Source organism: Arsenophonus sp. PmNCSU2021_1, assembly GCF_036919435.1.
In the GTDB taxonomy this organism is placed as follows: domain Bacteria; phylum Pseudomonadota; class Gammaproteobacteria; order Enterobacterales; family Enterobacteriaceae; genus Arsenophonus; species Arsenophonus nilaparvatae.
On the sequence record NZ_JAZHPL010000010.1, the window covers coordinates 299,148 to 311,595 of the forward strand.

General features: G+C 40.9%; 11 protein-coding genes and 6 pseudogenes. 5 read left to right on the forward strand and 12 right to left on the reverse strand.

Annotated elements, in window-relative coordinates; all coding sequences use genetic code 11:
• The first annotated feature begins 144 nt into the window (after nucleotides 1-144).
• Nucleotides 145-417, forward strand: coding sequence for an HU family DNA-binding protein (locus tag V3224_RS24285; RefSeq protein ID WP_334473199.1), 273 nt, complete (start codon nucleotides 145-147; stop codon nucleotides 415-417).
• A 658-nt stretch (nucleotides 418-1,075) separates the two neighbouring features.
• Nucleotides 1,076-1,642: pseudogene (locus V3224_RS24290) on the forward strand (hypothetical protein); the annotation flags it as partial.
• A 79-nt stretch (nucleotides 1,643-1,721) separates the two neighbouring features.
• Here V3224_RS24290 and V3224_RS24295 read toward each other — a convergent pair.
• The 5 genes from V3224_RS24295 to V3224_RS24315 all read right to left on the reverse strand — a co-directional run bounded on the left by V3224_RS24295 (nucleotide 1,722) and on the right by V3224_RS24315 (nucleotide 5,279).
• Complete coding sequence (locus V3224_RS24295) at nucleotides 1,722-2,690, reverse strand: IS110 family transposase (protein ID WP_032115191.1); 969 nt, start codon at nucleotides 2,688-2,690, stop codon at nucleotides 1,722-1,724.
• 151 nt (nucleotides 2,691-2,841) lie between these two features.
• On the reverse strand, nucleotides 2,842-3,210 hold the full coding sequence (locus tag V3224_RS24300; RefSeq protein WP_334473200.1) for a hypothetical protein: 369 nt from the start codon (nucleotides 3,208-3,210) through the stop codon (nucleotides 2,842-2,844).
• Nucleotides 3,203-3,544 (reverse strand): TrbI F-type domain-containing protein, encoded by a 342-nt coding sequence (locus V3224_RS24305; RefSeq protein WP_334473202.1) that lies wholly within the window; start codon nucleotides 3,542-3,544, stop codon nucleotides 3,203-3,205. The genes V3224_RS24300 and V3224_RS24305 overlap by 8 nt, the downstream gene beginning before the upstream one ends.
• Nucleotides 3,545-3,548: 4 nt before the next feature.
• Entirely contained in the window at nucleotides 3,549-4,121 is a 573-nt protein-coding gene (locus V3224_RS24310; protein WP_334473203.1) for a hypothetical protein, read from the reverse strand.
• A 483-nt stretch (nucleotides 4,122-4,604) separates the two neighbouring features.
• Complete coding sequence (locus V3224_RS24315; protein WP_334473246.1) at nucleotides 4,605-5,279, reverse strand: TraG/VirB4 family ATPase; 675 nt, start codon at nucleotides 5,277-5,279, stop codon at nucleotides 4,605-4,607.
• A gap of 169 nt (nucleotides 5,280-5,448) precedes the next feature.
• On the opposite strand from V3224_RS24315, the gene V3224_RS24320 reads away from it, so the two are divergent.
• The gene (locus V3224_RS24320; protein WP_032115191.1) at nucleotides 5,449-6,417 is read left to right on the forward strand and encodes an IS110 family transposase; all 969 of its coding nucleotides are present in this window, start codon (nucleotides 5,449-5,451) and stop codon (nucleotides 6,415-6,417) included.
• A 9-nt stretch (nucleotides 6,418-6,426) separates the two neighbouring features.
• Here the strand turns inward: V3224_RS24320 and V3224_RS24325 are convergent, their stop codons facing one another.
• The 4 genes and pseudogenes from V3224_RS24325 to V3224_RS24340 all read right to left on the reverse strand — a co-directional run.
• Entirely contained in the window at nucleotides 6,427-6,738 is a 312-nt protein-coding gene (locus V3224_RS24325) for a hypothetical protein (protein ID WP_334473204.1), read from the reverse strand.
• Between the two features lie 75 nt (nucleotides 6,739-6,813).
• Nucleotides 6,814-6,945, reverse strand: a complete 132-nt coding sequence (locus V3224_RS24330) for a DinI-like family protein (RefSeq protein WP_334473205.1) — start codon at nucleotides 6,943-6,945, stop codon at nucleotides 6,814-6,816.
• Nucleotides 6,946-7,725: 780 nt separating this feature from the next.
• The gene (locus tag V3224_RS24335) at nucleotides 7,726-8,598 is read right to left on the reverse strand and encodes an IS982 family transposase (protein WP_334467716.1); all 873 of its coding nucleotides are present in this window, start codon (nucleotides 8,596-8,598) and stop codon (nucleotides 7,726-7,728) included.
• A gap of 410 nt (nucleotides 8,599-9,008) precedes the next feature.
• Nucleotides 9,009-9,221: pseudogene (locus V3224_RS24340) on the reverse strand (HU family DNA-binding protein); the annotation flags it as partial.
• Between the two features lie 310 nt (nucleotides 9,222-9,531).
• Here V3224_RS24340 and V3224_RS24345 point away from each other — a divergent pair.
• Nucleotides 9,532-9,804: pseudogene (locus tag V3224_RS24345) on the forward strand (F-type conjugal transfer pilus assembly protein TraB); the annotation flags it as partial.
• Nucleotides 9,805-9,884: 80 nt separating this feature from the next.
• On the opposite strand, the pseudogene V3224_RS24350 reads toward V3224_RS24345, so the two are convergent.
• From V3224_RS24350 to istA, 3 genes and pseudogenes are all read right to left on the reverse strand, one after another.
• Nucleotides 9,885-10,180, reverse strand: a pseudogene (locus V3224_RS24350) (ATP-binding protein); the annotation flags it as partial.
• Nucleotides 10,181-10,320: 140 nt separating this feature from the next.
• The gene (locus tag V3224_RS24355; protein ID WP_334472293.1) at nucleotides 10,321-10,842 is read right to left on the reverse strand and encodes an ATP-binding protein; all 522 of its coding nucleotides are present in this window, start codon (nucleotides 10,840-10,842) and stop codon (nucleotides 10,321-10,323) included.
• Nucleotides 10,829-11,868: pseudogene (istA, locus tag V3224_RS24360) on the reverse strand (IS21 family transposase). The gene V3224_RS24355 and the pseudogene istA overlap by 14 nt, the downstream one beginning before the upstream one ends.
• Before the next feature lie 87 nt (nucleotides 11,869-11,955).
• Between istA and V3224_RS24365 the strand changes: the two are divergent.
• Nucleotides 11,956-12,378 (forward strand): annotated as a pseudogene (locus V3224_RS24365) (ATP-binding protein); the annotation flags it as partial.
• Nucleotides 12,379-12,448 lie beyond the last annotated feature (70 nt).

Sequence of the window (12,448 nt, forward strand, 5' to 3'; positions counted from 1 at the left end):
GCTATGCTCGGTCACAGACTTGCGGCGAGCGTAGGCGTTTTAATTAAAAAAATTTTTTTGAATTAATTAACCTGAAACATTGCACTATTTAGTTGCTACAGCTAGCATCACTAGGATTAACGTATCCATGAATTCAGGCACACCATGAACAAAACAGAAGTCATTAATCAAATTGCTGAAAAAGCCGACTTAACCAAAAAAGATTCCGAGAAGGCACTGAACGCATTCATTGAAACCATGACAGAAACGCTAAAGGCTGGAGATGAAGTACAACTCGTTGGCTTTGGTAGCTTTCAAGTTAAGCAAAGAGCAGCAAGGGAAGGACGCAATCCACAAACAGGCAAGGTTATTCAAATTGCTGCTACCAACGTCCCCAGTTTTAAAGCGGGTAAAACGTTGAAAGAAGCGGTCAAATAACTGACCGAAAAAGATGTACGAATTAAAAGACCTGTACGAAACGTAATTTAACCTATTTTTGTACAGGTATATTGTAGGGTGTCCGAAACCGAACGATTCTGAACAGAAAAAATAACCTATCACAAACTAAAAATCGTTAAATCTAATCATTTTTGAAAATCAAAACAGAAATACCAGTCATAACCTATCACTAAAACGCGCTGTAATCGATTCTGAGCGATTTTCTCGATAAAAACGTAAATTCGTACAGCCGAAAATTTATCGTCGCTCACAATACGTTCTCTGTCGCTTTAACTTTAGCATTAACCTGAGTTCGGGATAAGCGTTAGTTATGAGAAAATAAAAATAGCTCATTTATCAATAAAAACCTTTTAAAATCAATAAAATGATAAAAAAGGGAATATTTTTAGTTGGTTGTAGGTTAAAAAATAAGCTATTTTCTCTGCTAAAATCATGAAAAAAGCCAAAACTTAGCACTGTTTTATGTAAAAATTTTAATTTAAGTAATTGAATATATAATGAAAAACTTTATATTCCTTATCCCGAACTCAGGTTAGCATTAAAGTCAAACGCAATATCAAAAACGCCCTAGATTTCCCTAAAACACCTATTCAATCAATTTCTGGTAAACTCATAGCATTGAGTAATACTGGAGAAAATTTTGATAAATCCAACGCCAGAACAACAAGCCGTTATTGACTGGCAGGGCGATAAGCTCGTTGTTAATGCTTTTGCCGGAACAGGAAAAACCTCAACCTTAGTGAAATATGCCGAAAATCATCCCGAACTCCGGATGCTCTACATTGCGTTTAATCGCTCAGTGAGGGAAGAGGCAGATGAGAAATTTCCCGCTAATGTGCTTTGCAAAACATCCCATCAACAGATTTATCGTTTTCGAGGCGCGGTCGATGCATTAAATGCGCCTTCGCTTAGTAATGCTGACCGTCTCTGGTTAACTCACAGCTTTCGCTTTGGTGCCTGTATTGCCGATATGGCGAATGCATTACTGGCCATGAACGGTGAAACGCATCAAGTGGTTGGCAGAGGGGAAAAAGATGACATTCTCTTTGATATTCCTAAGCAAGGTTTTCCTCACCGAGCCATCCTCAGTCGAACGGTAGCAGGGGTGATTGGTTCAGCGCTGGAAGCGAGTAGCAAAAAAGCGACTATCTACTGGGTCAACGGGATAGGTGCTTATCGTATCGATGAATTAATTAACCTTCACGAACGGTAGATACTGAAGAGGAAGCCAGTATTACCGTTACCACTGCCCACCGAGCAAGCAACTGTCTTGAACAGTATATTTATGGAGCAACGTTATGATACGACTCATCCCATTCTTGGTTCTTTCTGAGAATCGCATTCAGGATAGTCAGCAGTTTGCGCATACAGGCAACCAGCGCCACTTTTTTGGCTTTTCCTGCTGCAACCAGCCGTGTGTAAAATGCTTTTATCACCGGATTGAAACGAGTTGCAACCAGTGCAGCCATGTACAAAGAGGTTCGAACTCCGGCCCGACCGCCAAAAATGGTTCGTCGGCCACGCATGGTTCCCGAGTCTCTATTAACAGGAGCTACCCCAACCAGTGCACTGATCTCCCTGCGCGAGAGTTTCCCTAACTCAGGGACTTCTGCCAGCAATGTAGCAGCAGTCATCATACCAATGCCTTTGATAGTACTTAGCCGCTCTGCAAGCTCGTTGAAATGATCCGTAATATGCTTATGCATATCCTCGTCAATCCGTTTAAGTTCATTTTCTAGTGCATTGATGATGTTACTGATGCTTTTTCTGTTTTGCGGGTGAGATGGATGCATCCGGTTTCTTTCAGCTACAAGCATTGCAATCAGCTGGCGTCTGCGCACCACCATAGCAGCAAGAATCTGACGCTCTGCATCAGGAATAGCCTGGATAAAACGTGACCGCTCAGGATGGCGGTTAATGACATCAGCCATCTGAGCTAAAACTCTGGCATCTATTCTATCAGTCTTTGCCAGATAGCCCATGGATCGAGCAAAGTCTCTGGCTTGCCTGGGATTGATAACGGCAACATCAAAACCTTCAGCCTGAAGAGCGCATGCAATCGCTGCCTCGAGACCACCTGTAGCTTCCATCAGAATCAAGGCTATGTTGTTCTTTTTCAGTTGATAAATGATGGTATCGAACCCGTCAGGGTTATTGCTGACTCTGAACTGCTCAATGTTATTGGTGCCTGCAATATCCAATGAAGCTTTAGAAACATCAATTCCTACACAAATTGGATTTAGCTGACTCATATTACCTATCCTTGCAAATACGTTATGAATTACGGACAACTGTTCGGGTTTCAGATGAGTGGCTAAGTGTATGCATCATTCGCTTTGCTACGGGCTATAAACCCCAGGGACAATCGGATTACATACACCTTGCCAAATCTAATCGCTATTATTATAACCAAATTTCAAGATACAAGGGACTCACCTTCTGCCCTTTGCGCGCAAAAACCGTGCCGTTGTGGTCACGAATATCTTTGGTGACCGTAAAACTGGGGTCAAACGTCCGCGTGGTATTTTTCACCGCTTTGGTCAATCCCTGTACCGGCTCAGGTCGCTCAGCATTTTTTGTTACCCGCTCACGCCATTCCTGGTGAATTTTTTCCTCATTGCCTAAAAAAGCACTTTCGACCTGCCCTTCAATCGCCGTCAGCAAATTTTGTTCGGCTATCTCCCACACATCGCCAAACGTGCCAATTTCAGTAGCCAGACTTCCCGCACTAAAGCTCATCAACATACCGATGCAAGGCAGCCATTTATTCATGGTTTTTCATCGCCTCGGCAATCTGTTGCTGGATATCAGCCGTTTTATCCACTGCCCCTGCCATCACTGCACTATTGACCAGTATCACGGTGTTACTTTTACTGTTTTTTTCTAGCACCCGCTTTAAGGTAGTGTTATATCGTTCTATCAGCTGGTCTTTTTTCTCATCTGACAAGTCCAGTTTGCTCACCTGCACCAAAAAGCGATCGGTGGTCTTTTTCATATCAAACGTGACAATGTTCGTCGGCGGAAAAAGCCAGTGGTGTACGGAAACAATCAGCAGCGCACTTAATAAACTTCCTATGATGAAATTAATGATGATGGTCTTTTTCATGCGGTCAGGCCTTGGTGACTGGCTTTTTTAGGGTAGACAGGTTAGTCACTACGCCTAATAGGGCAAGTAAACCTGAAGACATTAATGCCGCTTGCCCTAAAGAAAGGAAAAATATCAGCGGCGAGGGCAGATTCGCGTTAACGGCGAACAGCTGAATTTGACTGACATCTAGTCCGAGATTGCGAGCAGTGAATCCCACCATCAGCAAAATTATCGCTGACCAATACAGCATTTCCACCATCCACTTTAAATAGGCGTTTGGCTTTAACACGGCGTTGACCCATCGAGGCTGGGTTGTTTTTTGGCTGAAATACTCAACGATTGCCAAACCCAAACAAAAAATCCCTAAAATCCAGAGTGTCTGGGTCATCCCCCAAAAAAGCGCCAGGATTTCAAGGTTAGGGTTTTGTTTTATTAGTTGGGTGACGGCGTTGAACGATATCCCGCCTGCCCCTACCCCAACGGTATAAAAACAAGACACCAACAGAATGAAAAACGACGCAAAAGTGAACGTGATTGCTTTCCTTATTGCCTGCGTTTTCGTTAATCCTGTGAGTAATGCCACTATTTTTTGCATTTATTGTCTCCAAAAAAGTTAATTGCAAGGTCTTCCTTTTCTGTATCTTTACAATCCCACCCCATGAGGCAAGTAAGAAATTGCCTCAAGCTGATTTAATCACGACATGAAAAGGCCAGTCATCATGGCAAGGATTGACGCACTATTAAGCACAATTTGCCTTTTCCTCGTTTTGGTGATGAACTGAAAAAGACTGCACATCAATGCAATCACAATCAGGAACGTCACTACCATAGTGTTCAATTCACACCTCCTTTTCTCACGGTTTCACCTGCTTTAATTTCGCCAATAACGCAGGGTCTTTCTTTTGCACCATTTCAAAAATAATGTCACGAGTTTCGCACAGGCATATAAAATTCTAGAAATGGCTTAAAAGCAATGATCAATCTGCAAGTTACTAAAACACATGAATTTTCTTAAATTACAATAAGTTGTATTTGATTTATAAGGTTTTATCTATTTATATATTATGCTGAATTAAACTTAAAAATAGAGCGTTTTTTTATTGGTGCGAAACTCGTGAATGTCATTGATGTTCGTGCCTTCTTTTAGGCGTTTCTCCCGATAGGTGAAGTCGTCACCTCGGGAAGAGAAAAGCTCATTACTTAACGGGTCTAGCATCAATCGGTGAAAACTGCTGTAACCGCCGACGCTCAAATGCACCGCACTAAATCCGGCACGGCTGGCAGGTGGAAACTTTTGAATTAACGCCCACTCCATCTCGTTAAAGGTGGAAGGCTCTTCTTTCTGAAAGGTGGTAAAGGCTTTGACGTCTTGCATCAGCGTGAATTTAAAACTGCTGTTGTCATAAGCGGCCAGCGCTGCCGTGCTTAAATTTTTATCGCGGATGCTTTGTGTCACGGTGCCAAAGGAGCCATTATGCCGACGGGCGGTACGGTAACCTTCTTCGATGAAATCGCGGACTTTAGGACTTTTGGCATCCAGCAGTTTCCAGCCTTCATCAATGATGTTCATCTTGCGTAAGCTACGCGGCGTGTTGTACATCAGGTTTTCTGACCAGAGCATGAGCGTAAATAACACCGCCATTAACAAATCGCGATTGGCTTTCAAGCCGCCCAGTTCGGTGACCACAAAGCGCATATCGGGCTTTAAGGTCGGCTCACTGCTGTTAAAGTATTTACCGTATATCCCTTGTATCTTGAAATTTGGTTATAATAATAGCGATTAGATTTGGCAAGGTGTATGTAATCCGATTGTCCCTGGGGTTTATAGCCCGTAGCAAAGCGAATGATGCATACACTTAGCCACTCATCTGAAACCCGAACAGTTGTCCGTAATTCATAACGTATTTGCAAGGATGGGTAATATGAGTCAGCTAAATCCAATTTGTGTAGGAATTGATGTTTCTAAAGCTTCATTGGATATTGCAGGCACCAATAACATTGAGCAGTTCAGAGTCAGCAATAACCCTGACGGGTTCGATACCATCATTTATCAACTGAAAAAGAACAACATAGCCTTGATTCTGATGGAAGCTACAGGTGGTCTCGAGGCAGCGATTGCATGCGCTCTTCAGGCTGAAGGTTTTGATGTTGCCGTTATCAATCCCAGGCAAGCCAGAGACTTTGCTCGATCCATGGGCTATCTGGCAAAGACTGATAGAATAGATGCCAGAGTTTTAGCTCAGATGGCTGATGTCATTAACCGCCATCCTGAGCGGTCACGTTTTATCCAGGCTATTCCCGATGCAGAGCGTCAGATTCTTGCTGCTATGGTGGTGCGCAGACGCCAGCTGATTGCAATGCTTGTAGCTGAAAGAAACCGGATGCATCCATCTCACCCGCAAAACAGAAAAAGCATCAGTAACATCATCAATGCACTAGAAAATGAACTTAAACGGATTGACGAGGATATGCATAAGCATATTACGGATCATTTCAACGAGCTTGCAGAGCGGCTAAGTACTATCAAAGGCATTGGTATGATGACTGCTGCTACATTGCTGGCAGAAGTCCCTGAGTTAGGGAAACTCTCGCGCAGGGAGATCAGTGCACTGGTTGGGGTAGCTCCTGTTAATAGAGACTCGGGAACCATGCGTGGCCGACGAACCATTTTTGGCGGTCGGGCCGGAGTTCGAACCTCTTTGTACATGGCTGCACTGGTTGCAACTCGTTTCAATCCGGTGATAAAAGCATTTTACACACGGCTGGTTGCAGCAGGAAAAGCCAAAAAAGTGGCGCTGGTTGCCTGTATGCGCAAACTGCTGACTATCCTGAATGCGATTCTCAGAAAGAACCAAGAATGGGATGAGTCGTATCATAACGTTGCTCCATAAATATACTGTTCAAGACAGTTGCTTGCTCACTTCCTCAAAATCATCAACATCAATCACATAGATTGTTGATGAATTTTTTGGCACAAAATAAAAATTAACGGGAGAAAGGGAAATCTCATTAGGATTATTGTAACTCACTTCACCGACTTCCGGAAATGTTGATAATCCCTTATCAATACAGTAATCAGCGGCTTCATCGTAAGTATCAAAAAATTGTGAAGAATGCTGATTCTTAACATCAAATACTAAAAACGGTTTAGCTACAAAGACATGGTCTTTGCGTTTGATGTTTAACTTTTTCAAACTGCGGTTTTTACTCATACGATATTTTCAATGGTGTTAATGTCTAAAGAGGGAGCCAACTATCATCTTCCCAAATTTTCTCTATCGCTTTCATTACTTGTTTTTTTCTTCACCTTTAACTCCAGATATATTTATCCCCTGAGATGAGCTTTTTCTAACCCTCAATATCATATCAGAATAACGAATACCTATTTTTTTTATAATTTCTTTTTCCAGCGCTGACATCGAACCCTTTGGCATTCCCTGGATGTCTCTTTCTGTGAATTTAACACGAGTTTCGCACCAATAAAAAAACGCTCTATTTTTAAGTTTAATTCAGCATAATATATAAATAGATAAAACCTTATAAATCAAATGCAACTTATTGTAATTTAAGAAAATTCATGTGTTTTAGTAACTTGCAGATTGCTCATTGCTTTTAAGCCATTTCTAGAATTTTATATGCCTGTGCGAAACTCGTGTTTAATATCAATATTTAACATAACACCCTCAATGCTGTTTGTTTATACAGTATAGATAAATCGTAATGCTTGTCAAAATTTCCTTTAAAGCGATAAAAAAAATAAGTGCATGGATTTGCATAAAAGTGCACAAATTTGCACAAGTTTTTACCCACCTAAAATCACCGAAAATGCCAGTACTGGCCTACTTTGAACGGCATTGTGCAACTGCATAAAAAACGCCACTTTTGGTGGGCAGGCGCGGCGGGGCATCTACTGCAATTTTTGGGGTAAAATCAGATTTTTTCTATCTGAAAACACCCGAAAAATCGATTACAGGGAATTTTAGAGAAATCTGAAAATTTTTTGATATTGCAGTTCATATCTAGTTCAGAAATCAATTTTAAGCCTCCTAAAACGCTCTGTACGGCGTTTTTGGGATTTAACTCATAAAACGTATTGCCAATAATTTTGCGTGGCGTGGAATCGCTTATAGTGGTTTTTTGATGCCGTTAGGCACGTAAAGCGATATTCAATAACCTGAGTTCGGGATAAGCATTATCAATTATACTTGAAGATACGTACCTGCAACAGGTATCTTTGGTTTAGATGGCATTAAACAATATGCAACCAGTCCGCCTAATAAATTCACTACAAAGTTAGCCGGAGAGCGATGTCGCGTATGCTCTATTTGACAAAGATTTTTTAACTCATCAAATACCGTTTCAATGACAGAACGATGACGCAAGATGGCTTTGTCGAAACAAGTCTGTTTAATAGGCTTCATTTTCTTCTTGATATTCGTTATAAGGCTAATTCCCATCGTTTTGAGTTGCTGTTTCAGTGAAGCCGATAAATACCCTTTATCTGCGTACAAACAACCAGAAAGATCCTTTGTCAGCTCAGGCAATGGTTTCCGATCATCGGTGTTTCCTGGTGTGAGTCGAAAACTGAGTATTTCCCCCAAATGATTGATAATTACATGAAGCTTGAAACCAAAGAACCAACCTGTTGAATTTTTTCCCCGTTCAGCTATCCCATTGAAGACTTTATGTCTGCGGATCCGTAAGTTATCACACACCGCTATCGGAGTAGAATCGGCAACCGATAGCCCCGTGCATTTTCCCTTAATTGACTCAAACAGTGCCGTTAACGCTAAGGCACTACGCGGAAGTAACTCTACACAGCGTGAATAGGATGGCAAGTTAGGAAATTCCTTCCGGAGATATAAGCGGACATAATAGAGATAAAATACCTTGAATTGCCTGAATCGGAGTTGATGAAACAACACAACCAGTGTCATCATTTCCGCCAACGAAAGCTGAGTAGACCGTCTACGACGCTTAGTACCGTTAGTCAGCAAATATTCATGCATTTTTGGCTCGAAGTCTTTGCAAAAATCATCCATCAGGCAATAAAGTTCAGTAAGATTTTCCATAATTGTTTAACAATGCTCTACTCTTTAACCAGACTGTTAGAGTATTTTAACAAAACAGGCTCATTCAACTATTTGAATATCAAGACTTTCTCTTTATTTCTTATCCCGAACTCAGGTTCAATAGTGATAGAGAATGCCAATAGTTTAATCACGGAAGCCCGGGAAGCGGTGAGAAACGAATATATTATATGGAATACTGCGTTAGCGTTCTTGCTAAGCTGTGAACGAAGCGAACTAAAGACACCGGATTAACAGCGATGATGATGTTAATTGTCGAAGATGAGGTATTGAAGCATAGTTGTTGATAATTATTATCAATTGTAATACTATATGTTATCTTATTACATAAAGAGTTTTACTCATTGTTTCTAGCCAACACCAGCCTATTGGCTATTTTTTTGCCTGAATTTTTAATTAATAGCTTCTTTCAAAGTTTTACCCGCTTTAAAACTTGGGACGTTGGTAGCAGCAATTTTAAGTGCCTCGCCCGTTTTTGGGTTTCGTCCATCTCTAGCTGCTCTTGGCCTAACTTGAAAGCTACCAAAGCCAATCAGCTGTACGTCACTGCCGGATTTCAAAGATTCTGTCACCGTTTCGATGAAAGCGTTCAGTGCCTTCTCTGAATCTTCACGAGTTTCTCACCAATAAAAAAACGCTCTATTTTTAAGTTTAATTCAGCATAATATATAAATAGATAAAACCTTATAAATCAAATACAACTTATTGTAATTTAAGAAAATTCATGTGTTTTAGTAACTTGCAGATTGATCATTGCTTTTAAGCCATTTCTAGAATTTTATATGCCTGTGCGAAACTCGTGAGAATGTTTTATAGATATCTTTAATACATGGATAACCCGACAAAATATGAACACCCTGATTTTTTCTTGTTTTTAAATTTATACTTCTTTTTTGGAGATTGCGAAACTCGTGTAACTATTACATCAAACGCGCTGGACAATATCACCCGATTATCCCTATCGGCGCAGGCAATGAAGTGACGGTGGTTTTCTAGGAAGGGTTTCAGCTAAAAATCATTGAAGAAATGCAAGCAGAAGCAGGTAACAGGGAAAGGACGGATAAACGGACTGTGCCCCAAGGCAGTAACTTAAACGGGTTTAATACCGACAACATGCTTAGTCAGCTAGGGGAATTCGACCCACGTCAGTTTATTAATCAACACCAGGAAAAAGGCGTCTCACCATGAAATCAAACACAGTGTCAACGATCACCGAAAACTGATCCACTTTTTAGCTAAATACGATCAATCAAAATTGATCCACTGTTTTACTCGGTTATTGCTCCTGATCGCCGCTTATCTTTCAATCGATAGCTTTCACCGCTCAATTGCAGTACATGCGAATGATGAAGTAAACGATCAAGCATAGCGGCGGTTAATGTTGCGTCATCAGCAAAAGCACCAGGCCATTGTCCAAATGATAAGTTACTCGTCAATATGACACTGCCTGCTCATAACGCTTGGCAATCACATTGAAAAATAGGTTTGCTTCCTCTCGCCCAAATGGCAGGTATCCAATCTCATCTATGATCAACAACTTCGGGGCCATTACCGAACGTGATAGATACACGAGTTTCGCACCGGCATATAAAATTCTAGAAATGGCTTCAGAACAATAATTAATCTGTAACTTGCTAAGACGTATAAATTTACTTAAATTACAATAAGTTATTTTTAATTTATGAGATTTTTTCTATTTATATATTATGCTGAATTAAACTTAAAAATAGAGCGTTTTTTTATTGGTGCGAAACTCGTGAGATATTGTTTGAGCTTATTTTGTCGTTTAGCAGTTGAGAGTTGCAACATCAGTTCAGCCGCTGTTGTAAAGCGAGTTTTCTTCCTGGCCTGTACTGCTTTTAATCCTAATCCAATAGCTAAATGCGTTTTGCCTACACCGCTTGGGCCAAGCAACACGACATTTTCATTACGTTCAATAAAAGTTAATGCACTTAATTCTTGTATTTGTTGCTTAGGAACACCCGTTGCAAACTTAAAATCGAACGAACTAAGTTCTTTGTGCGTTGGGAATCCTGCCATCCGACTAAAGAGATGGAGAGTTCGTTCATCTCGTTGTTGTTGCTCACATTTTAATAGGGACAATAAAAACTCTCCGTAGCTTTTGTCTTGGGCAATGCACTGTTGGGCAAGTGATGACCAATGAGTCGGAACAGAATTTAATTTCAATGACTCACACAGGTGTTCAATTTGTTCATGCAATAACATGTTCACCTCCCAGCAATGCTTCATATACGCTGATTGAGTGTTGCAAATTGACAGATTCAAGCGGCGGTACGATACGGATATTAAGCGCATTAGTCTGCGGGATAGATTGGCAAATCCTTGTTGGCAAAGGAAGAAGATACTTAATTTCCTTAGCTAATCTATCTGCTGGCTTCTCTAACGTTGTTCCGTGAATCCGCTGATGAGCGACTTGTTGTAACCAGGGCCCCACTTTTGCATTGGCTATCTCCATGTCCAGTTCAAGATTATGAGCACGAAGGTCGTTATTTAATGGTACGATAAAGCTGTTTTTTAAGTAGTGGTTAAAGCGCTCTACTTTCCCTTTTGTTTTTGCCCTGTAGGGCTTACAAGCACTCAATTTAAATCCGTAATCTTTCGACATCTGAAGCATTTCGACATTTAATTATGTTCACCTTCTGCATAAGCATCCCGTTCGATGATGAGAGCTTTTGCGTTATCACACCATACTTCCTGTGGTACACCACCAAAATAGTCGAAAGCGTCTTTTAAACCTTGTTGCCAGGATTCTGCTCGCTCATTATCAAAGAATTTTACATAACTCGCAGGCGAGTAGCCGAGCGTTGCAACAAACGCTTTTAGGGGTTGTTTTCCTCGCCGGATGGTGGTGAAGTCGATTTGCATTTGTTGACCTGGCTGTGTTTCAAAACGGACGACAGCTTCGGGAACGATGCTTGGTTTAAATTGACAAACAAATCGGCGTAATTGAGCAATACCGCCTTGATAACCTCTTTCAACTACCTCATCAAATAAGACTGTTGCAGGGATCCAATCAGGTTTAGCCAATTCAATTCGCTGAAGCAAATAAGGTTTAAAGGGTGCCAGTTTACTCGGTTGTTTACTTTTTTTAGCATAAGTTGGCATTCCCTGCTGTTGTAAATGATGTTTTACGGTGTTACGGGAAATGCCCAATTCACGGGCAATTTTTCGAAGGCTTTGTCCTTGTGCAACGCGAACATGAATATCCACAAATATCTCCTTGGTTAACATAAATTACCCGTACAAAAATGTACGAATAATACCAAGTGGATCAGTTTTAGATGATCGTTAGTGGATCAGTTTTGCATGATCGCTGACATCGGTAAGACCCACCTTGCTACTGCCATCAGCTATAGGGCTGCGATGCAGGGATTAAGCATCCGTTTTCTAACTGCGGCGGACATGATGTTGCAGCTGCTTACCTCTCATCGACAAGGTGACCTTAAAGGATATCTTACCCGAGTTATCAGTAAACCTAGACTATTGATTATCGATGAAGTTGGCTATTTACCTTTTGGCAAGGAAGAAGCAAACCTGTTCTTCCAGGTGGTGGCAAAGCGATATGAAGCGGGTAGTGTGCTCTTAACTAGTAATCTGTCTTTTGCTCAGTGGTCAAGTACATTTGGTGACGATGAGACGCTAACAGCGGCTATGCTGGATAGATTGCTGCACCATGCTCATATTGTACAGATTAGTGGACAAAGTTATAAATTTTTAGACAGGGAAAAATATCTGCTCTAAAATGTCTATTAAATCGTTTCATAAAAATAAAAGACATTCTGTGTCTTTAAATCGATTAAGGAGACATTTA